The sequence below is a fragment of the Rhodococcus sp. 06-235-1A genome (assembly GCF_002258785.1).
GTDB lineage: Bacteria > Actinomycetota > Actinomycetes > Mycobacteriales > Mycobacteriaceae > Rhodococcoides.
On the sequence record NZ_NOYI01000011.1, the window covers coordinates 29,605 to 55,414 of the forward strand.

The 25,810-nt window shown below is 61.3% G+C and carries 24 protein-coding genes; 15 read left to right on the top strand and 9 right to left on the bottom strand.

The annotated features are described in order from the left end of the window. Nucleotides 1-948: 948 nt before the first annotated feature. The gene (locus CH275_RS09420) at nt 949-2,463 is read left to right on the top strand and encodes a hypothetical protein (RefSeq protein ID WP_094677456.1); all 1,515 of its coding nucleotides are present in this window, start codon (nt 949-951) and stop codon (nt 2,461-2,463) included. A 63-nt stretch (nt 2,464-2,526) separates the two neighbouring features. Beyond that, nucleotides 2,527-3,156 carry a hypothetical protein gene (locus tag CH275_RS09425; protein WP_143546723.1) on the top strand — a complete coding sequence of 210 codons (630 nt, stop codon included), beginning with the start codon at nt 2,527-2,529 and terminating at the stop codon, nt 3,154-3,156. A 628-nt stretch (nt 3,157-3,784) separates the two neighbouring features. Here the strand turns inward: CH275_RS09425 and CH275_RS09430 are convergent. After that, nucleotides 3,785-4,084, bottom strand: coding sequence for a hypothetical protein (locus tag CH275_RS09430; RefSeq protein WP_094677460.1), 300 nt, complete (start codon nt 4,082-4,084; stop codon nt 3,785-3,787). A 263-nt stretch (nt 4,085-4,347) separates the two neighbouring features. Then, entirely contained in the window at nt 4,348-5,538 is a 1,191-nt protein-coding gene (locus CH275_RS29150) for a hypothetical protein (protein WP_143546724.1), read from the bottom strand. A gap of 48 nt (nt 5,539-5,586) precedes the next feature. Here CH275_RS29150 and CH275_RS09440 point away from each other — a divergent pair, with 48 nt between their 5' ends. Continuing rightward, the gene (locus CH275_RS09440) at nt 5,587-6,333 is read left to right on the top strand and encodes an FAD-dependent oxidoreductase (protein WP_256990939.1); all 747 of its coding nucleotides are present in this window, start codon (nt 5,587-5,589) and stop codon (nt 6,331-6,333) included. Here the strand turns inward: CH275_RS09440 and CH275_RS29155 are convergent. Then, nucleotides 6,242-6,691, bottom strand: a complete 450-nt coding sequence (locus tag CH275_RS29155; RefSeq protein ID WP_143546725.1) for a hypothetical protein — start codon at nt 6,689-6,691, stop codon at nt 6,242-6,244. The two genes, CH275_RS09440 and CH275_RS29155, sit on opposite strands and share 92 nt — an antisense overlap. A 250-nt stretch (nt 6,692-6,941) precedes the next feature. On the opposite strand from CH275_RS29155, the gene CH275_RS09445 reads away from it, so the two are divergent. From CH275_RS09445 to CH275_RS30340, 6 genes are all read left to right on the top strand, one after another. Further along, nucleotides 6,942-8,198: a hypothetical protein gene (locus CH275_RS09445; protein WP_094677464.1), complete on the top strand. Its 1,257-nt coding sequence runs from the start codon at nt 6,942-6,944 to the stop codon at nt 8,196-8,198. A 31-nt stretch (nt 8,199-8,229) separates the two neighbouring features. After that, nucleotides 8,230-9,024: a response regulator gene (locus tag CH275_RS29160; RefSeq protein ID WP_143546726.1), complete on the top strand. Its 795-nt coding sequence runs from the start codon at nt 8,230-8,232 to the stop codon at nt 9,022-9,024. Nucleotides 9,025-9,026: 2 nt separating this feature from the next. After that, entirely contained in the window at nt 9,027-10,025 is a 999-nt protein-coding gene (locus CH275_RS09450) for an NYN domain-containing protein (protein WP_179276099.1), read from the top strand. Nucleotides 10,026-10,204: 179 nt separating this feature from the next. Further along, complete coding sequence (locus CH275_RS09455; protein WP_094677466.1) at nt 10,205-10,747, top strand: hypothetical protein; 543 nt, start codon at nt 10,205-10,207, stop codon at nt 10,745-10,747. Between the two features lie 191 nt (nt 10,748-10,938). Next, on the top strand, nt 10,939-11,943 hold the full coding sequence (locus CH275_RS09460) for an EcsC family protein (RefSeq protein ID WP_143546727.1): 1,005 nt from the start codon (nt 10,939-10,941) through the stop codon (nt 11,941-11,943). 129 nt (nt 11,944-12,072) lie between these two features. Continuing rightward, entirely contained in the window at nt 12,073-12,954 is an 882-nt protein-coding gene (locus CH275_RS30340) for a DUF2510 domain-containing protein (protein WP_094677470.1), read from the top strand. A gap of 76 nt (nt 12,955-13,030) precedes the next feature. Here the strand turns inward: CH275_RS30340 and CH275_RS09470 are convergent, their stop codons facing one another. Further along, nucleotides 13,031-13,810, bottom strand: coding sequence for a DUF2510 domain-containing protein (locus tag CH275_RS09470; RefSeq protein ID WP_179276069.1), 780 nt, complete (start codon nt 13,808-13,810; stop codon nt 13,031-13,033). Nucleotides 13,811-14,112: 302 nt separating this feature from the next. On the opposite strand from CH275_RS09470, the gene CH275_RS09475 reads away from it, so the two are divergent. The 5 genes from CH275_RS09475 (at nt 14,113) to CH275_RS09495 (ending at nt 18,627) form a co-directional block, all read left to right on the top strand. Beyond that, nucleotides 14,113-15,150 (top strand): hypothetical protein, encoded by a 1,038-nt coding sequence (locus CH275_RS09475; RefSeq protein WP_143546729.1) that lies wholly within the window; start codon nt 14,113-14,115, stop codon nt 15,148-15,150. 197 nt (nt 15,151-15,347) lie between these two features. Then, nucleotides 15,348-15,851, top strand: a complete 504-nt coding sequence (locus tag CH275_RS09480; RefSeq protein WP_094677781.1) for a hypothetical protein — start codon at nt 15,348-15,350, stop codon at nt 15,849-15,851. Then, complete coding sequence (locus CH275_RS09485; protein ID WP_094677476.1) at nt 15,848-16,477, top strand: RES family NAD+ phosphorylase; 630 nt, start codon at nt 15,848-15,850, stop codon at nt 16,475-16,477. The genes CH275_RS09480 and CH275_RS09485 overlap by 4 nt, the downstream gene beginning before the upstream one ends. 63 nt (nt 16,478-16,540) lie before the next feature. Beyond that, the gene (locus CH275_RS09490; protein ID WP_094677478.1) at nt 16,541-17,611 is read left to right on the top strand and encodes a hypothetical protein; all 1,071 of its coding nucleotides are present in this window, start codon (nt 16,541-16,543) and stop codon (nt 17,609-17,611) included. After that, nucleotides 17,608-18,627 (top strand): ATP-binding protein, encoded by a 1,020-nt coding sequence (locus CH275_RS09495; RefSeq protein WP_094677480.1) that lies wholly within the window; start codon nt 17,608-17,610, stop codon nt 18,625-18,627. Before CH275_RS09490 ends, CH275_RS09495 begins: the two co-directional genes overlap by 4 nt. 80 nt (nt 18,628-18,707) lie before the next feature. Here CH275_RS09495 and CH275_RS09500 read toward each other — a convergent pair whose 3' ends face one another. Continuing rightward, nucleotides 18,708-19,229, bottom strand: a complete 522-nt coding sequence (locus CH275_RS09500) for a hypothetical protein (protein ID WP_094677482.1) — start codon at nt 19,227-19,229, stop codon at nt 18,708-18,710. A 460-nt stretch (nt 19,230-19,689) separates the two neighbouring features. Between CH275_RS09500 and CH275_RS09505 the strand changes: the two genes are divergently transcribed. Next, nucleotides 19,690-20,226 carry a TetR/AcrR family transcriptional regulator gene (locus CH275_RS09505; RefSeq protein ID WP_094677484.1) on the top strand — a complete coding sequence of 179 codons (537 nt, stop codon included), beginning with the start codon at nt 19,690-19,692 and terminating at the stop codon, nt 20,224-20,226. 357 nt (nt 20,227-20,583) lie between these two features. On the opposite strand, the gene CH275_RS09510 is transcribed toward CH275_RS09505, so the two are convergent. From CH275_RS09510 to CH275_RS09525, 4 genes are all read right to left on the bottom strand, one after another. Next, nucleotides 20,584-20,955 carry a histone-like nucleoid-structuring protein Lsr2 gene (locus tag CH275_RS09510; protein ID WP_094677486.1) on the bottom strand — a complete coding sequence of 124 codons (372 nt, stop codon included), beginning with the start codon at nt 20,953-20,955 and terminating at the stop codon, nt 20,584-20,586. A 532-nt stretch (nt 20,956-21,487) separates the two neighbouring features. Then, nucleotides 21,488-24,067 carry a DEAD/DEAH box helicase family protein gene (locus CH275_RS09515; RefSeq protein WP_179276070.1) on the bottom strand — a complete coding sequence of 860 codons (2,580 nt, stop codon included), beginning with the start codon at nt 24,065-24,067 and terminating at the stop codon, nt 21,488-21,490. Between the two features lie 448 nt (nt 24,068-24,515). Continuing rightward, nucleotides 24,516-25,112, bottom strand: coding sequence for a hypothetical protein (locus CH275_RS09520; RefSeq protein WP_256990940.1), 597 nt, complete (start codon nt 25,110-25,112; stop codon nt 24,516-24,518). Nucleotides 25,113-25,126: 14 nt separating this feature from the next. Continuing rightward, the gene (locus tag CH275_RS09525) at nt 25,127-25,801 is read right to left on the bottom strand and encodes an ImmA/IrrE family metallo-endopeptidase (protein ID WP_306436945.1); all 675 of its coding nucleotides are present in this window, start codon (nt 25,799-25,801) and stop codon (nt 25,127-25,129) included. Nucleotides 25,802-25,810: the final 9 nt, after the last annotated feature.

A 25,810-nucleotide genomic window follows, 5' to 3' on the forward strand; every position in this document is an offset into this window, starting at 1 on the left:
CTAACGCGCAGCCTGGTATTGGCGGTGGTGGGGCTGGCATTTACGGCGGTGGCGGTGGTGGGCAATCAGTGGTTGTGACGGGTACGTACACGAGTGTGCCGACAGGGGGTGGAACGACTGGATCCGCGCCAGCTGCTGTGGGCGGGGGAGGTGGCGGGAGCGCCGCACCGGCCGGGCCGCCGCTCGAGTTCGTTCCGTCGACTGACGCCGCCAATATGACGCTTGTTCGCAATGCTGATAGTGGTGCCCCGATGGCAGTCAACGTCGTCAACGATGACGGCACAACATGGTCTTGCGAAGCGGCCGGTCCGTGTGTTCAAATTCCGGATGTTGGGCTTCCAGCGACACCCCCTGTGGTCGACGTTATGACCGTTGTCGGCCAAGCGGTTACCGCAATGCAGTTGGACCCGCCTGGAATAGGTATTACCCCGAACCCCGCCAGCACAGGTGCTGTCGGCCTGGTTGGTCTGGCTGGCTGGTTCTGGGTCGCTGACCCACGGGAATCCACAGTCGGCCCCGTGACCAGAACTGCGGCTGGACCCGGCGTTCTCGTCAACGCCACGGCGGTCAATACATCCGTAATCGTCAATTGGGGCGACGGATCCGTACCGTCGGTGTGCCCAGGAGCGCTTCTACCCTTCACGCCGTATACCGATGTTGCACAAGGGCTTCCAAGTCCGACGTGCGGCAATATCGTTTATCACAAGACGTCCACTACCGAGCCCAGTGGGACATTCAAGGTCTCCGCGACATCGAATTGGCTCGTCACGTGGACAGCGACGACACCCAACGGGACGGTCGGTGGAGTCATACCCACGCCGCTGACTTCGCGTACTGAAGTTCGGATTGGCGAACTGCAGGTCCTGGTCACAAATTAGAGCCGTGCGCCCCCGCTCCGCGGGTGCGAAATTGAGTCACTTAAGGCTTACCGGTTTGTAGGCTGGTGGAATGCCTGAACGGTTGACTGTCAACGTCACGATGCCACCGGAGTTGGCTGGGGGGCAAGTGCAGGCCTACCTGGAAGAGCTGGGGTACGAGGTCGCCCACACGTGCGCACCGGACGTGTGGGCGTTGACGGAGCCGGCTAGCGGCATGGACCGGGTGGATTTCATGACGGTCCGCACCCTGTCGGGTTCGGAAGCGGACGTCGATGACGAGCTCGTCGACCTCCCGCAAGACCCTTACGCCTCCAGGCTGGACCATGAGCGAATCGCCGAGGAACGCCTTCGCGCGATCAGACAGATGAGCGCGGGTGCGGTGGGATCGTTCCTGTACGGACTCCAGCTACCCGTCATCACCGCCAGCGATCGAGCCTTGTCCGCGGCAGTACAGGACGCGAGTAGGGAGTTGGCCGGAACTTCGGACGACGATGACGAGCATCCGTTTGAGCGGCATGCTGTCCACGTTGTTCGCTATGGCAACGCCACGCACCGTCGGATGCGGTTTCCTGGTTTCGTGTTACGTCTGAATCAGGACCCCGAACTTCTCGACGACATACGACGCGGGCCGATCGACGTCGACGAGACCATTTTCGCGTCGGGATCGTCGATCCTGAGCAGTGTCTTGATTCCCGCGAGCCATCTCGGTCCGTTGTTGGCCGCACGGTCTCCATGGGTATGGGCGTTTCAAGCGAACAGGGTGTCGGGTGCGGTGATTTTCACTCTTGGCACAGATATTGTCGGGAGGTCTCCTGTTCCGTACGAAGCGCATCAGGTGCTTCCCCGATCACCAGTGGGTCGCCTTCCCCAGCGGCAGGAGCCGCCGGCACCGGAGGCGTGGGGTGCAGCCGTCGCTTGGTGGGTTGCTCAGATGAACTCGGTTCTCGGGCACCTCCTGAACCCATGCCTGTTCGCAGATGCTGACGGTGACTACCTCCCCTATGCGCAGCAGAACCGGTTGATGGAATTTGCGGATCTTCTGCAACGAGTTACCTCGACGCTGCTATCGCTGCATGACGACTACGCAGCCGGAGTTCTGATGTGGTCAGCAATGGACCTGATCGAGGCGACCTGGCTTTCATGGGATCTCACGGCACTGTGCAAGCCCTCGGTTGCCGCGAAAGCGCTGCAGCAAGTTCGAGAACGTATGCCTGCTGATGTTCAGTCCGTCCTGCTTCCGTACGCGGTTTTTGGTGTGGAGGCGTTGACCGAAGTGGGGGACGGGTTCTTCATCAAGAGTTACCGTAGGTCGGAGAAGGTAATTCTGAAGCTGCCCGGTGGAGCAGAGAAATCCCTTTCGCTCGATGACGCAGTGAGTCAGTTCATGCGTTTGCGCAGGAACACTACACACGGGTTCGACAAACCTGATCCCGTCCGTGACCGACTCTTCGCGCAACACAACGGCCGGCTGCCGGCGACACTGATGTACCTGCCGCTGCTGTATCTCATGCACATCATGTCCGATCCTGAAGACCTGAGACGTCGTCTGCTCCGCCGATCCACTAGACGAACTACGACGCAGTGAAAGGCGCGGATTACGATGACCGTGTTCACCTACTCCGTGGTGGTGCGATGAGAGAATGTTGTGGTGAGCGGCGCGGTGCGGCGGGTGATGGGTTCGGTGTGGCCGACGAGGTTCGGTGCGGTCGACAAAGGTGTCGACGAGGGGCCGCTAGCAACGGATGCGAACGGCCGGGGTGGGCGCGAGAATGCTTTGCCCGACTCCGCTGCTGACGAAGAGGTGGCGTCCGATCTCGATCCGGTAGGTGTCGAGCTGAATTCAGCGGCAATCGAGATGGTGCACGCGAGCATCGAGCGGACGCTGGATTCTCAGGAACGCCGAGTGACGAGCATCGATCAGCGTGGGGGTGTGTTGCTGGGTTTTGCGGGCATTCTGGTGGGAATCGTGTTACGCAATCCCGCGGGGATCGGTGTGTGGGAGGTTGCCGGTGCTGGGCTGGCCGGTGCGGCGGCAATCATGGCGGCGTTTGTGATTGCGCCCAACACCGCGTCGGGACTGAACCCGGAAGTGGTGTTGGAGGAGTATTCGACCGTCGATGAGACGACGGGCCGGTTCGAGATCGCGTCAACACTGGTGTCGATCTATCAGGTGACCGAGAAGCGGCTGCGGAGCAAACTGACGCGGTTGCGGATCACGACGGGTCTGTTGGCTGGATCTGTGCTGGTGTTGCTCGTGGCGGCTATCATTCGGATGTAGGAGGACATCATGGCTACGGTAAACGAGCAGCAGAAACCTGATCGACCGGTGGGCTCGGCGAGTCTGCCGTCGTCGTCGCGGCGTCGGAGGGTGGTTTTGCGTCCCAATCCTCGGCTGGTGGGCAACTACGAGGGCAGTTCCCGCACGATCGACGAAGTGCGACGTCAAATCGAGAAGCGGCAGGGGGCGTCGGCGTGACGGCCTCGAAAGATCAGAACCCACCATCAGGGTCGGCTCCACGTGCCAGCGCGCGCCCTGTGGTGGTGGTGCCGACATCGGCTGCGGGTGATCGCACCATTGTTCGGGCAGCACCCAACGAGAGAGCTATTCGCAGCATCACAGCGGGTGCCGCACGTCAAGATGCGCGGTCCGCCGTGCGACGCGAGCGTTGACCTCGCCCCTGCGTTGCGTCGTAGATGATCCAGAATCCGGCTCGTAGACGAGTGAGAGACGCTTTCGTTGAGATCGACGATCTGCAAGGTGTCTGAGGCGTCGCCGTCGAACACGACGTTCAATTGGCATACACCGCGCTTATCATTCGCGAGGATCCTGCCGGCCGGATCTGTGTCAGGGAGTTTTCGCCGCGGGTGCAGAAACCTTCGAAGCGACGCGGCCGTTACATAGCTAGTCATGGGTTCGTATTGATCTCATCCCACGCTTCTAACGCGTGTCGGTAGGCCGCCACAGCACCCGATTCAGTCGGAGCATCGCAGAGCGCGATCGCAGCTCTGGCAAGCGAGCCGAGCGCAAGATCCCCCAGACCCAAGAGAGCGTCATCGCCACCACTGAGCAGAGAAAGCACCGTGGTGGCCATCATCTTCGGATGTTCCAGGACCTCAGCGGGCTGAGGCTGGCCCAACTCGATCAGGGTCAGCGCTTCGAGAAACATCGGTACGGCGAACGCCACCCTCGGATTAATTACGCTCATATCGTGAAGGTTAGCAATTGGCCGAACACCGGATGTTCTGGAGAATCTCTATGTCCCGGGCTGTGTAGATGATTGCGCGGTATCGACCCATGCAGATCCGGTAGTCGCCGTAACCTACATCGACAGTCGAACACATGCCAATTTTGATGGTCCGCGACGGTTCCAAAAGTCACAGACATTGACCGTACCGCCGATTCTGGCTGCGCTTTTCGGCGGCGTGCGGTCGTAACTGCCCGCCGGGAAGTATTGTCTCTCGTTCGTCACTATTGCGTAGCGGTATCGTTTTTGCCGCTGGTTCGACTAAGGACTGCTTCCAGCATCGCAGTCATAGATGCCGTTTCAGGCTCCTGGCTCGTTGTATTGAATGCGGGTTGGGCAAATATCCTGAGGCCGAATTGTTCGAGCACGTGGCCGCGCGCGTCGTCAGCCAGCGGCTGAACGTAAGCACTGATGGTCTGCAATTGTGCTGCGGTGGTGTGAGCCCACCAGGCCTGATGGCGATGTCGACTAGCGACACTTGACGCATAGGCAGACAAGGCTGCTACCGGGAGGGTCAATGCGAGGTGAAGTAACTGCCGAGTCCAGTCCTGGCTGTGTGTAGCGCCTACCAGCAGGACGACGAACGCGACCGTCACGATACCTAAGAGACTGCCCACCGCCAATTTCGACCAGCTACCGGCGCTGGTGGCTTCTTTCGCCGCGAGAGTGTCGAAGTAAGTTGCCAGAGTGATTGTTCCGGTGCGTCCAGCCGTTTTTTCTGCCGCGTCGGCTGCTTTTTCAGCTCTCTTCGCAGAGCCCCGCGCTGCCTCGAGCTCGGGGCCGACAGCGAGCTGATCGCTGAAGTCTCGTTCGATGCTGCGAAGTGCTCTTTGCCAGGTTTCAAACGCTGTTTTGACGCTCGGAGAGTTATCTGGGTATTTCACATACAAACCAAGCTGAGTCTCATCCCACACGGTTGTCTCGAACCGCAGCTTCATTGATACTTCGGATAGCCAGTTTTTGAGATAGCTCGGAGCCGACGGTTGATTCCATGTCGTGGCGGTGTCCTGGCCGGCAACTGCTACCGGAGGTGTGAGGTAGGTGCTGAGTTCGTCGAGTAGTGCACGATTCACGAACTGGACCGGATATGCGTGACGTGTTGTGGACCCTTCGTTTGTCACCATAGGTTCCGCTTGGGTGAACAAGAACGAAAGTAGACCATGGGATAGACGGCCAATCGCTGCGATCTCATAGCCTCGTAATCGCTCACCAGTGCCAGCGGCGCGGCCCGCGACATCGTCGGCCACCGCGTTGTCTACATCGGTTCCTGAAGCATCAGCCAGCTCGGCTAGCGAGGTGAGGGTGTCGGCTGCCTTGCCCCATACGTCGCTCGCTGGTCTATCTCCGGGGAACGGCCGGACATCTTCTAGGGCGGGAGCAATCAATGCGGCCGTGCCCGCGTGCAGGTATGTCACCTGTCGCACTATAGGAGGGCGGACACGGGATGCGTCGCAGATGTGTCTATGGATCCTGACCCGCATGATCTTCAAGGACCAACACAACGCATCGGTGATCCTCGGCGCGCCGTCACCTCGATCGACCTCGAGAGCCGCATCGTCACCTCACAGTTTCTCGAGCGCATCACCGAGACCGGCTACGACAGCCTCATCGTCGCTGCCGGTGCCGGTCAGTCGTACTTCGGCAACGACCACTTCGCCAAACATGTACCCGGCATGAAGACCATCGATGACGCCCTCAAACTCCGCGGCCGCATCATCGGCGCATCGACCAAGCCGAACTCGCAACCGATCCGGCCCGAGATCGAACGTCTGCTCGTCGTCGTCGTCGTCGTCGTCGGAGCAGGCCCCACCAATGTCGAGATGGCAGGGCAGATCGCGAACACAACACTCCACGGTGCTTACCGCCACATCGAGAGCCGCAGCGTGAAGGTCATCCTGCTCGACGCCGCACCGAAAGTCCTGCCGCCGTTCGCCGACTCCTTTGGTCAGGCCGCCGCGAAGCGCCTGACGAAGACGGGCGTCGACATCCAGCTCAGCACAATGGTGATTAACCTCGACGCCGAAACCACGAAGACCCGATCACCTGGTGGTGATCGGGTCTTCGGGCCGACGCAATGCCCAGTTGCTGGCGTCTGGGGCAGTTATACCGTGCGGTCGATCAGTACGTCCACGTCCACCCGCCACCGGGCGGGGCGAACGTCAGACCGGCCCACTTGCCCTGGGCTTTGGCGGCTTTCGCGGCGTCGATGACCATGCCGGTGCAGCCGACCGCAGCGCCGCTTACACCGGCGGCTCCACCGGCAGCTGCGCCGGCGAAAGGTCCAACGCCCAAGGTGGCCAAAGCCAGCGCAGCACCGGCCCCACCACCGATGGCCCCCCACGTCGTGCCGTACTTCTCGATGATCGGTCCGCAGTACGAGAATGCGGCCCACACATCACCGCTCGCCGCTCGCGCGGTTTCCTCACCGTTCAGAAGCATGTCCGTCTGACCGAACTCCGCGCCGGGGCCGGTGTAAGGCTCCGCGTTCGCCGTGGCTGGGCCACAGACGACTACGGTTCCTGCAAGTGCCAGTCCGACCAGACCCTTGGCTGCTCGATTGGTATTCATGATGGGGTGTCCTTTCGTCGAGAGAATCGGCGAATCACGCCCGGTCCGACCTGGTGTCAGCCCGTGGAATAACTATGAACGGGCCACGAATAGACGCGCAACAGATAGTCGTTAATGTCGGGCAAGTGCCCAAATTTTAAAATAGTAGGCAGTTGCACCTTTTCAAAATTCAGGGCACTTGCCTGATTCTTTCAGAATGTCGGCTCGCGACTCTGGCGAGCAACGACAGAACGGTATATACCTATTCGCTATGAACCAATCCGAGCGTCGCAGCAGGATCGCCTACCAGGTCGCACTTCAGAGGGTCGGCGACTATGGGTTCCGAGCCGCTATGACGCGACTGGGAGCACTGGTCGTCCTTACGGTGACCTTAGGGTTCAGCAGTCCGCCGTGGTTCGTCTGGCTGATTCTCGCATTTGCGCTGTTCTCGACGTATCTGTCGGTCAGTGACAACTACTACACCGACAAGCCCGAGAGCGTCACCCCGATCAATCCGATCGCTGCCAAGAGCCTGGCGTACTCGAACCGGACCCTCGGGCTCAATCGCCCCAATATCCCCGGCATCCTCGAAGCATTGAGCTACGTTCCGCTCGGCATACTCGGCCCCTGGCTCCTCGCCGACCAGCCCCCCGCTGTCCGGCTGGTGTGTGTCGCGGCCTCGTTGGTCTACATCGGGAGCTGCCTCGGCGCGGTGTTCGGTGATCCCGCGTTCTACAACCCTGACGTCAGGATGCCGACCTTCATCGAGGGTGTGCGGGCGTCCGTCGGGCTGCTGAGTGCCGGCATAGCTGCCGCCGTCATCCTTCCCGCGCCCTGGAGCTCGGATGCGAGGTGGGTTGCCCTAGCACTGTGCGCCGCACTTATCGCGGTCCAGATCCGTCTCCGGGAGACGGACCGGGCATTCGTTCTCGCACGAGCATTTTCGGACAACGAGCAGATCGTCGGCCGTCAAGCGATCACGGCGTCACTGCACTCGAGGGTCGGTGCACCACTCGACGCACTCGCGCGGTACATCACCCGTAACAAAGATGCCGATCCAGATCTGCACGATCAATATCGGCTGCTGGTGGGTGGCTATCGGGAAGTGCTCGAACAGGACAGCGAAGCCGATCTAGACATCGAGTGGCCCGGTGTCCTGGCGGGTCAGTTGCAGCAACTCCTGGGTTCGCGGGGCATCGACATGACCTTCACGCATCCGGAGGACCCGCTTTCTCGGTGGGACCGCTACACAGCGACGCTGGTGCTCGCCGACTTCGCTCAAAATGCGGTGAAGGCCAACGCCACTGCGTGCACTGTGTCCTTGGGATTCGACGCGAACACGATGGTGTACACGGCCACTTCGATCGACAACGGCGACCCGATCAACGCGGATGCGTGGATGCGGGAGGGCGGCGGGCTCGTGCGACTCGATGCCAGACTGAGGGAGCGCGGCGGACGAATTTCCTACCGGACTCTCGACGACGGGTGGAAAGAGGTAACGGGTCACTGGCAGTCGTCGAGAGACTGATCAATCGGAAAACTAGCAAGGGGGCGTCACCATGGTTCGAGTTCTGCTCGTAGAGGATCACATAGCATTCGATCGTCAATTCAATGACATATTCGGTGAGACCGGAACTGTCGACAAATTCGAGAACTACGAAAGCCTGTCGGAATCAAATATGTCCGGTTGGGACTATGCTTTCGTCGACTTCGAACTCGGACCCGGTGAAGATGGAACTGCCGCGACCGGCTTCTCCGTGTTGGAATACCTGCGTGCCCATAGTCCGCAAACCAAAATAATCGGTTTTACCGCCCTGACCGAAAATTCGCGCCCGCTGTTCGCCATGGCGGCGCACCATTGGTTCGGAGCGTGGGCGGTTCGGGAAAAGCGCGGATGTACAGACGAGATCCTCATCGCGATCCGCGACGACGGTCGTAACCCGACTTCCGAGCTCATCGCGAAACTTCTGCGCGAGGAGTCCTGGCGGATCGATCAACTGTTCCCGGAAGCAAACGCTCTGGCCCTGTGGAGAGTATGGACCGAGCACCGCGGAGCGGCGCGAGTCATCGCGACTGCTTTCGGGCACTTCAACAAGAACCAGGTCGAGGCGTTCAGCGCGAACGCCTATGCCGCAGTCCTGGGTATTCGCGACAAGGTGAAGGTGCTGTACGGCCAAAATCGTCGCCCGGGTGCGCCAACTGGGGGCGGCCGAAACGACAACAAGGGCGTCACTCTCTCGTTCGTCCAGGAGAACTCGGAATTCTTCTTCGCCCCCGACCTGCAGACAACCCTCACCAGAGTCAAACCGTGGGACTCTCCTGCACCCGCCCCGGCAGGCACTGGGCGGAGCTGATCGTGCGCTCGACCTGTGCGCTCTACGTCGATACCGGCTACCTACTGGCGTCAGCGGCAAAACGCGTCACCGGTACCTCGCTGCGCAGTGGAATCCACGTCGACTACGCAGCCCTGGTCGCGTCGCTCATCGGCATTGCCGAAGCCCGATCAGGGCTACCGGCCCTCCGAGTGCACTGGTACGACTCGGCCCGCCACGGCGTGCCCGACGCCCAGCAGGAGCGCATCGGTGAACTGTCGAAGGTCAAACTCCGACTCGGGCGGTTCGGTGTGAACGGGGAGCAGAAGGGTGTCGATCTGCGCATCGGTCTCGATCTCGTCGCACATGCTCGAAACGACGCGTCGGACGTGTTCTTCCTCGTCTCGGGGGACGACGACCTCACCGAAGCCGTAGAGGAAGCACAGGCACACGGTGTGCAGGTCGTTCTGCTGGCGGTGCCCACCACAGTGGGGGCACCCCACGCGGTGAGTCGGCATCTCCTGCGAGCTGCAGACGAACTCGACACAATCGACGGTGACATCGTCGATGCTGCCGTGACCAAGATCGAGCGACGATCACCGCCAGAGCCCGCAATCCCGGCACTGACACCCTCGAATGCTCGCTCCTCTCGTGCTCGTCCCACTCCGCTCGACATAGTGACCAGTTCGAGGCGCAGCACCGCCGCACCTCGGCCCGCTCCGTCGCCGCACGTGCCGGTTCCCGCGTACAGCGGATCGACCGGGCAACCGTCGTGGATTGCACCCAGTTACGAGGAGCAAACTGCGCAGGACGACCTCATCGAAAAGGTGGTGGTCAACGTCCTGGACTCGGTCCTGAACAGCAACACCCCAGACGATGTGCGCGAACTCGAACGCGCACGTCCGTCCATCCCGCCGGACATCGACCGCGCGCTACTGCGCGACGCGTCCGATGCGCTGGGCGTCGACGACCTCGACGCGAACATCCGGCACCGCCTCCGCGCGTGCTTCTGGCGCAAGTACGACGGATCGCCGTCGGCATGAAGCTGTGGGCGTCGGTCTTCCGGGGCTTGGGGAGCTGCGCGACCTACTGAGTGGCATCGACAAATCGACTATGAGTCCCTGTCCGGCACTCTGCGTCGACTCCGCGAGAAGTGGCAACGGTAGATCGCAGTCTCGGCCGAACACCGGACGTTCCGGACAATCTCTGAGACGGTGAAGGTATGACACCGAAACGCACCGCCGCCGGCGACAAACGCGCCCGCAAGGTCCAGCAACGTCGAAAGCGACTCGCACAGCAAGGCGTCTCACGTGAGCAGCATGCTGCGCTGGTGCTCGAGCGCAGCGGCGATCCCTCGTTCGTGCAACGGCGCACCAACGCCGACGGTGGGCGCACCCTGTCGTGGAGCAATGACACGGTGGGTGGTGCGGAGCTCAACGACTCTCTCGAAGAGCAGCAACAGGCGTTCCGGGACAAGTTCGGCCGAGACCTCGGGCCCAACGATCCGTTGTTCTTCGACCCAGATGCCGACACGCCGCAGGAAATCAGCGAGGAGACCCTGTTGGCCGACGTGGACTCGCTGATCGACAAGGCCATGGAAGCAGGGGAGAACCCCGCGTACCTCCAAGCATGGCGCGACACCGGATTCTTACTCACCGAACACAACATGCACCTGTTCTCTGCCTCGGACATCGACGAATGGAATGCCGCGCTCGAACGGCATTGGGACGAAGCATCGTTCGGACCGTTCGACGACGCGCCCTAGGCCTGACGGCCCGGGCAAGCCCGAACGTGACGGAGGAGGTGGTACCGCGGCGCAGCAAAAAACCGTGCCTGTGGCTACGGCGGTGGTGAGTGTTATTGGTTCGTGGTCCTCTGTCGCGGGGGCCGCTTGATTGGTAAGTGGCAGTGGTCCGGCTGCGGCTGGTGACGGTGTCCTCCCCTAGCCTTCCGGGCATGGACGAGGTTGCTGTGCCCACTCAGATGTCCCTCTATGAGCAGAAGAGGTGGAAGGAGCTCCAGGAGCATTGGGAGAAGAAAGCTGAGGGGCGGAAGGCGCTTCTACCGCTCAAGGCCCGTGCAGCGCTGGACACCACAGTGCAGGCTACGAAGGACAAGGCATCGCACGTCGGCAAGGCTGTGGCTCACCGTACGCCCGAGAAGGTGAAGGATGCAGCTGGCATAGCAGTAGGCGCGGCGCTTGTCCCCGCGGTTCACAACGTTGTGCAGATGCTCGAACTTCTCAACGACTGGGTGGTCGAACTGACCAATCCGGAGACGGTGCTCCGATATCACCGGGAGAAGGGTCGCGAAGTGGAGTCGCTCGCGGACCTCCGAAAACTGGACTTGGAACACCTGGAGGAACTCACCGATCGCATGTCGCTGCGGTGGAGAACCATCGGAGCCGGAGAGGGGGCACTACTCGGCTCGCTCGCGATGATCCCAGTCCCTGTCCTTGGAAGCGCAGCGGCCATCGGCCTCGACATGATTGCCATGCAAGCGCTCACGGGTGCCATCGCCACTCGCATTTGCTACTCCTACGGTTTGAACGCCAAAGACCCCGCTATGAAGTACGTCATCGACCGCATGGTGGGGCGTGCCTACAAGAACCAGGCGGTAAAGGTGCGCTCGGTGAAGAACGCGGCCAGTGCCTTCGACGCGGCGAAGGGGCGGGTCAACTGGAGCCAGAAGCTGAGGGAGGACCATCGGCTCATGGCCGCAGTGGAGAAACTCCTGAAGCAGGCGAGTGACGGGCAGCGAGTCCCAATCAAGAACGCACGCATGGGGATGCCCCTCATTGCGGTCCTCGCCGGCGCTGCCACCAACCAACACGTCTTAGGGGACACGGTGAAGCAAGCCCGCCACTACGGAGCGACGGTGCTCCTTGCCGAGAAGCATTGCCTAGAACTACCTTCCAATCTCCGCCGCGGTATGGATGGCGTCGAGGCTGAAAAGGACTGAGGTGGAAGAGCTTCGGTCCACCACCCGCCCGCAGATCTCGGCGTTTTTGCACACGGCGAGGGAGTCGCAGGAGGGCTTCTTTTCGGTGTTTGGAGTCATTGGCCGCCGGTCTTTGCGAAACTCTGAAAGATGACTCCTCCCAGTAACGGACCGACAGGTAGTAGCCGCAACCCGGCTCCTGGTTGGTATCCAGATCCCCAATCGCCGTCGTTGCGGTGGTGGGACGGACAAAGCTGGACCAACGAGTTCGCGCCTGTACCTGGTGCATCTGCTGCGCTGCGCTCGTCTCGACCTACAGCCGCACCCCAGGGATCTGGGTCGCCATCCAATGATGGCCAACAGGCGGTGTCGTCGACCAATTTCCAGCACTTGTGGAAAAGCTCGACACCCGGCGTTCCGGCCGGAGGCGCAGCCACCACCGCCGAGCAGTCTTCTGGATCGGGTTTGGCGTCGAGCGCCACCGCATCGAGCCGACAGTCCTTGGTGAGGGTGACATATGTGGCTCATTCGGGATTGCAGCAAGTATGGGACATGCAGGTGGACCAATCCGCGACATCGGAACACATTCTCGCGGAGCTCAGAGCTGAACGGCCCGACGTCACGACGATCGTGAACGTCGAACGACTGGACAACGGCCCGTCACAGCCCCGATCTGCGCACACGGGGAACACGCTCATGCATAGCGCCGGTGGGTCGCCCCGGCGGAAGGTTGTCGTCGTGTGCGCCGTCGCCATCGCTGTGCTCGCGGTGGGGGTCTGGCAAGTGAACAGCCACAGTCGTGATGAGCTCTCCTACCGTGCGGGTCAAGAGACCGGTACGACGTACGCGACCAGCTTCACCGCGTTGTCGTCGGACAGTTGGTCCGACGATTCGCTTCGTACGGATTGCGGAACCCTTGCTGCCACGTCCGGTCGGCGGGTTGGCGATCAATTCGTGGAGAAGGATGATATCGACCGCGAAGACTTCGTCGACGGGTGCTACGACGCAGCGAGACCCATCATTCCGCGGTAGTGCTCGAATTGACGCGACGTAGGTCAGATCGGGGTGACGTAGGCGTGCGGGCGCATCGCACCTCGTAGAGGGCTGCTCAGCCGATGTCGATGCCGAGTCGCCAATCATCGCCCTCCCGAAAGACTGTGACAACGAGAACCTCGGTGGTGTCTGCGTAGGTTTCGACGGTGCAGCGCGCAACATCTCCGTCGACGAAGTCCCGGTTGGTTGGGCAGGCAATAGTGTTTGTTCGAGCGGGGGAGCCCTCGGCAGCGCCGAGATTGGAGCGCAACATCGACTGCAACTCGGTGCCACTCAACGACGGCTCGCCGTCAGCTGCTTGGACTGCGACGAGCACAGAGAGCACCACGGTTCCGACGAACCACACAGCCATCAGAGCATCGCGCAATCGCGTGCCGGCGGCCTCGCCTTCAGGCTGGCGGTCCACGTAGAACTGCGATCGCCGCCACAACCAGAATGCGGCCCCGGCCGCTGGTATCGGCAGGATCGCCACTCGCACGTAGTCGGCGGTCTCGGGGGATCCGCCGACTATCGTGCCCAGATTCCGGAACACCGATAAGAGCAGCAGAGACGCGACGAGGAGGAGGACGGCGTCGAGCAGCAGCCGCTTCCGATGTCGACGGAACAACTGTGCAGCACGTGAGGGTTCGGCCGACGCTGCCGGCGAGCTCTGACGCGGGCGACTCCATGGCACCGGATTGTCGCTGGGCGGCGGTGGCTGAGACTGCGGTATCGCCACGACGGTATCGGACCAGTTGTTGCCGTCCCACCAGCGCAGCGACGGTGAATGGGGGTCCGGATACCAACCAGGTGCTGGGTTGTCGCTGCTATCTGGGCCGCTTCTAGGAGTGTCCATCACCTCGATGTTCCCACTAGCGCCGAGACGCAACCCGCCGTTCGTATCCGGTCGGCGAAAACAGGACCAGTCGTTTCGTTGGGTCGTACTGCCGTGGCACTCTGAGGACCATGAGTGCATTCTCTGCTGGTCAGCCGGACGCGATGCCGCGCAGTCGTCGACCACTGATCATGGCCGCTGTGGTCGTTAGCGTTCTGGTGATCGCAGTTGCTACGGTCGTGGCCTTTGTCCGTGCATCCGATCAGGGAAGAGCTTCAGGTATCGACTGGTCCGCGCTTCCGCTAACCCTCTCCTGCGCGTCCGTGCCACAGCCAGCCGAGTCGGAAGGTCCGTTCGTCGATCGACCGGCACCCGACGCGATCCGCGCTCAGACCGCTCTGTTGGAACATGCAGGAGGAGATCGCCTCAGAATCGAATTGACGATGGCCGGCCCGCCGCCTCCCATCCCCGAATTGCTCTCGATTCCCGGGTACGACGACTACCACCCGGTCCCGGGGAGCCTCAACTTTTCCGCTGCCCTCTTCTTCGACGACGTTGTCGAAGAAGAGGGCGGATACACCCTGAGTTTCAGCCGCAATGTGTACGGCTCCGGAGGTAAGCAGTGGACGGTCGAGGGGAACACCAACGACCTCGACGGCATGATCAGTGTTCCTCCGAGAGCGGTGGATTCCGAGGCCGTCGGTGAGACCATCTCGTTCATCGCCGACTTGCGCGACTTCCCGCAGCTGTCCGAAGGGTGGGCGATGACGCCGAACGTTCAGGTCATGCCCGTCGAATTCGGTTATCCCAGCGGGAATCCCAATGACGATCTGAGCTTTCCTCAAGTGCAGCAGTGCAACACCTCCACAGCCGCACCCTCAGCCCCGACATCCGTAGTTCCGTCCGCAGCAGCCGCGGTGCCACCGGCAGGCCAGAAACTCAACGAATCCGACGAGTCCGAATCCGGTGACATGTTCGGTGGGACGCCGGTTGACCCAGGTGTCTGCGCCGACGGCGGTATCTGCGAACTCTCCGCGCCCAGCGGCAACTACTACTGCACGATCTCGCGGACGGGCGCGTTCTGTTCACCACCGTTGGGCGAACCCCTGACCTCCGGAATTGACGATCGCCTGATCAAGGTGGGCTCGGACGGTGAGACGGGCTTCCTGGCGGATTCGGGTGGCAACTCACACCTGGAAGACCGGCAATCGATGCGGAATACCACCTTCCAGTACGGCAGCAGCATGACGGCGTACGGAATGACCTGCGAGTTCGACGGCCTCAACGGTGGTGCGAGCTGCCGCCACGATGAAACCGGACACGGCTTCACCATCAACTCCTCGAGCTATCGATTCTTCTGAGAAGGTGCAGTCGGACAGAGCCTTTCGGCTCAGGAGGCCCACACGTTCTATGCCTGCTGTGCTTTAGGTCCATTGTCGGCGTTTCGGCCCCACTTACTGATCTGTCTCAGAAGTGGCCAGCGGGGGTGAGCCACCCCTCGCCGCCTGTGATGGTTGACATGGTTGACATGGCAGGGGCGGCCGGGGATGATCGGGGTATGTCCACTGTCGAGAAGGATTTCGAGGTCATGGCGCACCGGCTGGTCGAGGCCAGTGGCGCACCGGATGAGCGTGATCTGGCGTATGCGATAGCGGGCCTCGATGGCATCGTCAACGGCCTGAAGGCGCGTCGCGCGTGGAGTGAGCACGTAGGGGAAATATTGACCCCGAGTCAGGCCCTCGACGTTGCGGGTTGGACGCGTGCTGCCTTGAGCAAGGCTGTGAAAGAGAACCGCGTTCTTCGGTTGACCGGCAGCAACGGCAAATACGGGTACGCCGCCGCGGGCTTCACCGATGCCCAGCCCGCGAAGCCAATTCTCGGCATCCAAGAGGTCCTCCGCGTGTGGGCGGGGCAGGACCCGCGTGGATGGTCGACGGTCGCGTGGCTGACTACCCCTCAGCCAGAGCTCGACGGCCGCACGCCGCGGCAAGCCCTTCTCGACGGGGACGTGCCTACCGTGGCTCGCGCCGCCCGGGCTGCGGTCAGTCGGCTTGCGGCGTGAGCGCTGAACGTGCCGTCGTTCATCTGTTCGAGCCCAAGCCCGTCGGTGAATTGGCGGAGCGATTTCCGTCGTGCGTCTACCCGGCTGGGACCGAGCTGTTTCGATCGCATCAGGCCAGTCTGGGACCGTGGTGGTACTCATCGAATGGCGGCGGCAGGTTCGACCTCGAAGCCCCTGATGGGACTTGCTACCTGGCGGAAGACGAAGTGGTCACTCTTCTGGAGATTTTCGGTGGCCAACAGATCGTGCCGAGATACGAGGTCGATGCGCGTGCAGCGTCGACGATCACGTTGGATGCTGATATCAGGCTCGCCGATCTGACTGCGAACACCGGTGTTGCGTTCGGGGTGACGGCGGAGATCTTCTCGACCGCTGACTATCCGTTGACGCAGCGGTGGGCGGCCGCGTTACGGATGGCCGGGTTCGAGGGTCTGCGGTACTGGGCCCGCCACGACCTCGAACATGCCCGGCGGTGCATTGCACTGTTCGGGCAAGCGGGGGTGGCTGGCAAGGAGCATCGTCATACCGTCCAGGCCACGGTCACCCTGTCCGAGCGAGCGGATCTGCTGGAGCGGTGGCGTGAAGAAACCGGTGTCACGATCTTGGATGTTCCGGATCTGCTGTAGCGATCGTGGTCAAGAGCCCGCAGGGCATTGCTAACGGAACTTACAGTAAGTACTGTAAGTCTCATGAAGATCAGCGCACGTCCTCTGCTCGACAATTCCGTCGCCGCCGAACTGTTCGTCGGCCGGCGAGACGAACTCGCCGCGATCTGGGACGGATTGAACGCTGAGCTCAACGTTCTGGTGACGGGGGACCGAGGCACAGGCCGAACGTCGCTCCTTCGACGGCTGCAGCTCGACAGCCGATCGCCGTTCACCGGTGCCCGCCGAGAAGGCGACTTCCCGATGAGCTTCGTTCGGGTCGAGGGGATCTCGGACGGCCGTGACATGCTCGCCCGCGTCGTAGAACAGGTCACCGGCGAACCGGCAGTCGACAGTGACGGGCCCGACGTCTTGCTGCGGCGATTGAGTGACTTTCGCCTGCAGTTCATCGACGACACGCTTCGGCGATGGGCAGCAGAAAGCGACGACGGCACAGCTCCGCTTGGGACGCGGCTGTATCCGGTGATCATCGTCGACGACGTCACCGCCTCGGCCGGGCACGCACTGTTCGGGCGGTACCGCGATGAGGTGTGGGCGACGGGATACCTGTGGGCGGTGTCGGTGCGTGAGAGTGACCGTCAAGGTCTCCTGACTCCGCCTGCAGATGCATTCTTCGAGAAGATCGTCGACGTGCCCCCGCTCTCGAGAGTGGAAAGCATCGAGTTGATCACTCGCCGCGCCGGAATCGACATGGAACCGCAAGCCAGCACCCTTGCTGATGCGGTAGGGCGAAACCCCCGAGATCTGGTAAGTGCTCTGCGGGGATTCCTGCAGGACCCCGGGTCGTACGAGGACAACTACCTGGCCCTCGCCGATAGAGACGATGCGCTCTGGGCTTTGGGTCGCCCAGCGTCGATGCTGGCGGCCGAAATGAAGGTGCGGGGTCCGGTCAGCGCATCGGATGATGACTTGCTGGCCGCGTTGGGGTGGACGCGTCCTCGTGCAGTACAGGTCTTCAAGCAGCTCTACGAGAAGGGGCTGGTCCGAAGCAGCGAAGTCTCGTCGGGTCCGGGGCGGCCGCGGCGTGTGTACGAGTTGACTCCGCCGGCGGAATGGCTGCGGGCCGAACAAGCTGATCCGGAGGATCAGAAATGAGCGGCGACCTACTTCGTCAATTGCGGGACTCGAAGGCCTTCGACCCGTCGCCGGATCCGGATCGTATGTGGCAGGTCCATGTGCCGTTCGACGTACTCACTGGCCCCGTGAGTGGTGACTACGAGCAGCGCTTCATGGATGCTGTTCGGCGTCGTGAGCGTGTGGCTCTGATCGGTGCCAGTGGCTCGGGTAAGTCCTCGATCACCGAGTACGTGATGGACGCTCTTCACTCCGAAAACGTTGCAGCACTGAGGATCAGGATGGGGATTCAGAACGACTCCCTCGTCTCCGATCCGGCTGAATTCCCGCGTCTGTTGGTCAACACCATAGCCAAACAGCTCGACGAGAACCGGGCAGTCCAGAAGATTGCTCGGGAAATGCGCGGAGGTTCCGCACATCGACCGGTCAAATTCTCGGTTGGTCTCCCATGGTTGGCTGGCAATCTCGCGATCGAGCTCGGCAGCGTGGTGAACGAACCATCGCAAGGTGAGGATGTCGTGGATCAGGCGATCAGGGTCCTGGAACTGATTTCGCGCAGTGGCTTGATTCCGACGCTCGTGCTCGATGACACGGACCAGTGGATACGTCGTCCAGGTATCGGGGTCGATCCGGAGCCGCGGATCGCGATGTTCTTCGGCTCGACTCTGAGGATGATCGCCGAGCGACTTCCGGCCGCATGCGTTGTCGCCGTCCATAACGATTACCTCAGCAGTCCCCACTACGAACAGGCCCGCGAGTATCTGAACACTCGAATCACGTTGCCTGCCTTGGCCAATTCAGCTGCATTGGGGTCGATCATCGGCATGCGGGCTCGCCGGGCCGTCGAAAATCCAAATCTTCGCGCGATCGACGTCATCGACGATGACGCCCTCCAGCATCTCTTCGACCACTACGTGGCCGGCCGCAGTGTCCGCCGGGAGCTGGTCGTATTGCAGGATGCGTTGGTACGAGCATGTTCCGTGACCAGCGAGACCATCGAGGCCGCTCACGTCGTCGCGGCGATTGCTGCAGGTTAAGTACACGAACAGCGGCGGCGGAGGCGGCGGCGGTGTGATCGCCCGAGCTTTGTATTCCAGTTCGCGATCGGCGGCATCTTTCAGTAGTAGGTGTGGAACTTCTTGGCCCTGTCCACTGCCGAGACCACCGCCTCGTCGAGGCCTTGCGCTTCACGTTCGATTTCGTTTGTTCGTCGCTTCATGCATGCTCTGGCGAGCCATGGTGACCACATCAGCCGACTGAGCTGTGCCGCTGACGAGCGCACGCATCGACTCAACGCAGTGCTGATTCCCCCGGCTTCTTCCTGCCCGTCTTTTTCTTCTACGTCGTCGTCGCTCATCAGGCGTGCTGCAGTGGCCAGTTGGATGTACAACCTCAGTGGTCGTCGAGGGACCCTTGCGATGATCGCGGCTGTTTCGAGCTCGCGGATACTGTCTTTGAACTGCTGAAACGATGGATCAGAGGACAACGCCCCTGCCCACCGGGTGCGCTCGGTGTTCGCCAAGTGCCGGAGAACCTCACTGCGCAGTTGACGGCGTTGCTGGCTGCCGATCAGATACTGGCCTGCAAAGGATCCGATACCGAGAGCGCCGATAATCGAAGCAACACCACTGATATCCATTTGGTAAGGCTATTCGGGTCCAGAACAGAGCGTCGCTCGACGCAACGTGAGCGGTGGAAATGGTAATTTCGCCTCCCGTACCTATTGCGGGAGCGGACGTTCCTGACTTCGTGTATTTTGCCGGTGCTCGAAGTGTCCACCTCCGAAGCCATAATCATGGCCTGATGGAGCCGAGCAACTTTGTGCAATGGCGAACTTCCTAGCCCGGCACCGTGATCAATCGGTCGTCGACGGAATACCCGGATCCGTGCAGGTGCGACCGGAGTGCAGAAGCAGTCCATGCAGCGATGCAGCGATGCAGCGATGGAGCGATGGAGCGATGGAGCGATGGAGCGATGGAGCGATGGAGCGATGGAGTGTGTGACATGACGGTTGTCGACCGACAGGTTTCGGAGCATGCGGATGTCGAGCAGCGCGCGCGCCCTCCGCAGAAGCGTGCGCAACGGACCCGCGCGGCGCTGTGATTGCGGGTGCGGCTCGCATCATCGCTTGCGAGGGAAGCGGTGTCACAGTCAACGACGTGGTCCAGGCTGCAGGGGTAACCAAGGGGGGCATGTATTTCCACATTCCATCGAAGGACGCTGTTGTTCATGCCGTGATCGACGAGGCCGCCCGACGATGCGATTTCCTCCGAGCTCCCCGCTCGTCGACGGGAGACGCAGTGGCCGATGTTCAGGGTTTGCTCGGCGGCTACTTCACCCATGCGAGGCGGTATTGGTCCTTGCGGGCTACAGCAGTTTTGTGGACCGATCTCCACTACGAAGCCGCGGCACGATCTGCGACGTACGACCCTCTCAGGGCCGCAGTCTTGGCGATTATCACCGGTAACGGGATCCGGCCGGAATCGGTCGACGCTACCGATGCCGTCATGGCAATCCTTTGCGGTGTGACAACCACCGCCGGTCCGGGCGGCTTCGATGACGGAGGCGATCTCGACACCGTTCTGCGGTTGACAAGGCCTGTGCTCGCGGCCACCGTTGGTGCAGCCGCGGAATGAACAGCGGCGGTGCAAAACTTCGGGAGGCCTGATCTCTGCCGGCTATCCGCGGCCTGCTGTCGTCGACGAACCAGGCCAGCTCACGCTTTCGTGGGGCGTCGGTGTCGGTGTGCGACAGAATATGTGTGAGCCCTTCAAGGCTGGTCACGGTGTGGGTTGCTCGGACGCCGGACGCTGTCTTCGGGTTGGGCTCGTCTCGTCAGTCGGCGGCAGACTGGTTGTCTCTGTGTACCCGGTGATCGCGGAGCCGATCGCGCACAGTTCCGAATCGCCCTCCCCGGGTGATCGAGCCTTCGACCGAGCTCGTTCGGAGCGTGTCGGCGGTCTGGCTCGAGCCTGACAACATGCCCTGGGCTGTCAGTGCGCGGCGTTGTACGCCTCTTCGACATCGGCGGGTATACGTCCGCGCTGACTGACCTGATACCCCTTGTCGATCGCCCACTTGCGGATTGCTCGGGTTTGCGCAGCATCACGCTTGGCCGGTGAGCCTATAGAGGCAGCCGGAGTTGGAGTGGCTGCGGGGGAGGGCTTGCGTTTGCGCCCACCTACGCGGGTGCCATGATCGATGTAGTAGTTCAATTTCCGGTGAAACTCGTTGGCGTTCTTCGTTTTCAAATCAATTACGTACTCGACACCGCTGACCGAGAATTCGATTGTCTCGCCCGCATTCTCGTCGATGACAGATCCATCGATATCGTCGACCAGCTGGATGGATACCTGTTTAGCCACAGCGAAGAAAACCTCTCGTAGAAAAGTTTGAAAGATTGGAAGGTCAGTATATAACAGGCCGACCTACTCACGACAACCCTGTGGATGAAGTCAGCTGCGCATTCGGCAATTGTGAGGGTATGAGAAATGAGATGGTTCCGTACTTTCGCGTGCGGCTTGATTGATAGGGGCCATTCTTCGTATCTCGCGCATGAGATCTACTCGCATCTAGTGCATGATTCGAGTGGTCTCGGCGGCTGTCGAGTCTTCGTTCTGGCGATTTTTTGGGCCATTCCCCAAAGGCGTGTCGCGTCAATATTTTGGATCCACTAAGAAGGCTTCCAGCCACCCCATTTAGCCAACTTGTTCGCAAGAGTGCTGGCGTTTCTGGTCATTTCGCTCTCGACGCCGTTATATGTTGCGCTCGATGTAGGGAAGCAGTTTGGCCCACACTTCTTGGTTCGATCCGGTTGGCCGCGTTTTATGCAGCAAGCGCATCCTGAAGACGTGTGATCCAGACTTTGACTCGTGTCCTTCGGCACCTCATGGACCTCTAGTTCGGGAAGAGATCGTTTAGATCGGCCTTCGTGAGCAGTTTTCCATGCGTCGGGCTCAGGAGTGCGCCGAGCCAGCGCCCGCCCGGTAGTCGATCCTCCACCTTGGTGCGGGCTTTCCCGCGAGACGACGCGCTGTCGTCTCCACAGAGCGCGTCATACTGCTGAATTCGTTCGGCAAGAAGGTCGTACAGATGCAGCGCGGCCGTGTGGTTGATCAGCGCGATGATGTCGTGTGACGCTTCCTGCGCATCCCTCTTCACCTCCGTAGCGGGAGTGAGCAGACAGCCGTAGACACGGGTGTTGGGTGCGCGTGTCTTCTCGACCTGTATCTGCCCGAGCAATTGATTGACGTCTCCGCGAATCAAGGGGGGTGGGTCACCGTCCGGCACTGTCTTGACCTCCCAGGCACGGCGTTCGGACCGTTTGGTGGTCGACCAGGTCCATCGACAGTCTGTGGCGCTTTGTTCCTTGTCCGGTGGTCGTTCACCGCTGGCACCAGCAAGACGCGCCAGCACGAGCAGGCCCGCACATTGCTCGTCGTGGCTCCCTGCAAGCAAGACTCGTCCGGCCGATAGCTCCTTCGCCAGCCGGGAGCCGGCCTCCCGACGCCACTCATCCCACAGGAGGAACAGTTGGTCCGTGTCATCGGCGGGATCCGCGTAGCCGTCGAGGTCCGAAATCGTGCGACGGAGTCGTTTGAACCAGGTGGTCCGCGGTCCATCACGGGTGGCATCCTCCAACGCGTTGCGAGCCGCTGTGATGTCTTTGGATGTCCCTCCGGTGAAGTGCGCGTGGGCTTCGACGTACCGCCAGAACGCGGCGTGCTCGGTTTCGCCTGCGGCGGCGAGCATGTCCGATGCCTCCCGTGCGTGTTGTGCTGCCGCAGTGTGGTCGCTGATCCACATGTCGGCGACAGCGGTTACCTCGAGATCCGCGCTCGACACGGTGCTGCTGCCGCCCGTCTTTTTCCCGGGTCGTCGCCGGCGAGGCGGCGTGTACGTGGCCACGGGCGGTGATGCAGTTGGTGACCCTGCGGCCCAGAATGAATCGCAGGTGTCCCGCGTCCCGGCCCAGTCGGTATCGTGAATTTGCAGTGCCCCTTGGACGGTGGCTTGAGTGCCTGTGGGGATTGATTGTCGGACAACCGGATCGGCCAGGACCCGAGCAAACAGCGGGTCCAAGCCCAGATACATCGACCGGTCCGAGGGTTCGCGGTTCGCGCGTCCGAGAGCCTGTGTCACGCGTTGGCCGACGCGGTGGCGCATGAAACTGGCGTCGCCGAGATAGGCGACTACGAATCGCTCGAATTCGCTGCTTGCTTGAGGTACGGATGTGATGATGACGAGCTTGCAGAGGTCACCAGCGAGATCGAGCCCGTCGTAGCGTCCTGCCGCGATGAGATGGCCAGCGGCAGCATGAGTCCAACTGTCGAACATGGAGTCGTCACTGGGCTTGAGTCTGAATACCGTGAGGCTTTTCGCCACTAATTTGGCCTGTAGGGCGTCGGCTTCGGCGTGGCTCGAGCACAGCCAGGCGGTTCTGCCGCCTGCTTTCGTCGACTGGTCGAGCGCCCACGCAAGTGTGTTGGGGCCGAGAGCTTCTTCTGGGCTGGGGTTTAGTATGAACAGACGCTCGCCTGTTGATGCTGCATTCAACGGGTCGGCGGTCGACAGGGCCACAATCTGACGGCCACCCACTCGTCGCTGCAGGTCGTCCATGGTGCCGAGGGTTGCTGACAAGTAGATTCGCTGCTTGGCGCTTGCGTACCATTTGTCGAGGGTTGTCGGCGGATGATAGGGGCGGATCTCGATACCGGACGGGCCAATCAGTACCCCGCAATACCCGAGGTGGTCCCGGATGATGGGCCACACATATTTGGCTTCTTTATCCGTGACGTAGGGCGATGCTTCGATGGCGTTGCGTATGCGTTCTTCAAGGGTTTTCCAGTCCTTGAAGGACAGTAGTTCCGGTGGCGTACCAGGTCGAGCTGTCCCGTCCTGCATTGCGTGAAGACCGGGGTACGACGCCGTGTGTGCGATCACGAAGCCGCAAATCGTTCGATAGAGCGTCCTGGCTTCACCGGCCTTGTCTGGTATCCGGAACGTGCGCATAGAGCTCAGCGGTTGCTCGGCGAGGTGGGCGTCGTCGAAGATGACGAGGTCGGCGGGTTTTGGAACAGGGCTGGAGTTGAAGTAGACCCAGTAGTTCATCACTCCGACGACCTGGCCTTGGTGGTAGTCGTCGAGCGTGGTCGCGCCGTAGGATTTGCTCGAGAAAAGAGCCACCTCTAACCCGAGCTCCTCCGCCTCTGCTTTCACACGTTCCGCGAGTTGCCGTGTTCCGGCCAGATAGGCGACCGTCCGGCCTTGATCAAGCGCGTAGTCGGCAATGAGCAGCGCAAGTAGGGTCTTACCCTCGCCGGTGGCCATTTCGATTGCCAGATCCGGTGTGGCCAGGTGCTCTGCGGCGTATGCGCTGAGCACTTGGCTCTGGCCGGGGCGCAACTCGGTGAAACGTGCAGATCTCAACGCAGTCAGGCGGTTTGCGAAGTCCGGCACGGTGCCATCGATCGTCAACGTCACATACCCTTCGTCGAGGCCAGCGGCTTTCGACTGTACCTGCGAACTCCTATGTTGTTTCAGGGTTTCTGAGTCGCTGGGTTGGAGCGGTAGCTGCCGACGCTACGGGCGCTATCGCAGGTCGATCGCTACGGGCGCTATCGCAGGTCGATGCTGGTTCTGCCAAGTGTGCTGCGGGTCATTCCGACGACGATGCGGTGGTGCTTGATGGCGGTCAGCTTGCTATCACCGTGACTGAGGTCTGGCAGCGGACAAGCCTTGACCAGTGCGAGCAACCGGACGCCCGATCATTGTTCGGTTTCGATTGCAAAGCGGAATGCGTTGGTGTGAGCGTGCGATGGGGCCGACCCGTGGCAGTGTTGCGGAGCACAGATCTCGCCGAATCGGAAGGGCATCGTAAGCCATTTCGGTACCAGGAATCCGCTGCCAATTTGGAGCGAGTCGCCTACAGCCAGCAGTGCAGGTTCATGAGGTTGGTGGTATCCAGCGGTGGGGATCCGTCATCCAGACCTCGGAGTCGGCTGTAAAGGTCTCGCATGGCGTTCTTGTCAGGAATGTGTTCGCCACCTGCTGCGCGTTCGAGCACAGTCACGGTATTGATGAGGCGAATGCTGCCGACTTCGGCACCGAGTGTGTTGAGCCGTTGCAGCCGGCGGGCCTCGGTTGCTGCGGCCTTGCACCCTCCGCCATCGTCGATGAGGACGATGACATGTTCCCCGGCTTCGGCGGCCACAGTGGCGTGAGCAATGACCATGGTCTCACCGAGGTCTTTTCCGGAACGCGTCCGCTGGTTTATAGGGACACCGCTGATGCGGTGAACAGCTGCCGACAGTTCATCGGTTACATCGTCTGACAGTATCTCCATGAGTCGCTCCGGCAACTTCGCCCAGACGCGGCCTGCAACTTCAAACCGCTTGTCATGACCGGATTTGCGAAGAATCTCTGCTTTTACCGCTTCTGGCACACTCAGCGCGCCCAAGGTGCTGAAAAGCAGGCGTTGCTTGTTGACAGAGAGAAAGTTCAGTCCGGGTCCTGCATCCATGATTGGACGTTGGTTCATTCGTATGAACCCTCAGGTGTCTCGTCGTCTAGTAGGTCGCTGAGGTCCACGGTGACAGGGGGCAGATCCGTCGCAGCGGTCCACTGCGGTTGGTGTTCCCTCGGGATGATTCCGGCTTGGGTGAGTTCCTCGACCACTATGTCGACAGTGAGTCCTCTCAGAGTGGCGACGGTTTGTGCAGTCACGACGCCTTCGCTGTAGCCGGATACTGCGCGTGCGAGTAATCGTTGTGGGGATCGTGTGCGGTCAGAGTCGTTCTGAAGGGACTGATACTGATCGCTCCAGCCGAAGCGGGTTGCGAGCCGGGGCGTGCCAAGGGCCATCCACTGAGCTTTGGTCGCGGTGTCGATGTATCCACAGTCATGGAGCGCAATGCAGGAGATGGCAGGGGAAGCAAGGAACCATTGCACCACAGCGGATAGCTCAGCTGCCGTGATGCTCTCACGGTGCCCGAGGAAGGCGGTCAGACCGTCGAGGGGTACAAGGAGGTGTCGAGCAAACGCGTCCGCTCTTATCTCCAGGGGGGATCGAACACTGCCCAGATCTTCGTCATCGGTCCAATCACCGAAAATGACGTGGGCGAGTTCGTGAGCGAGCGTGCTGCGCTGCCGCATGGGGTTGCGGGTGCGCGCAACCCCGATGAACGCGACATCGCGCACGGGGTCACGCATTGTAAGACC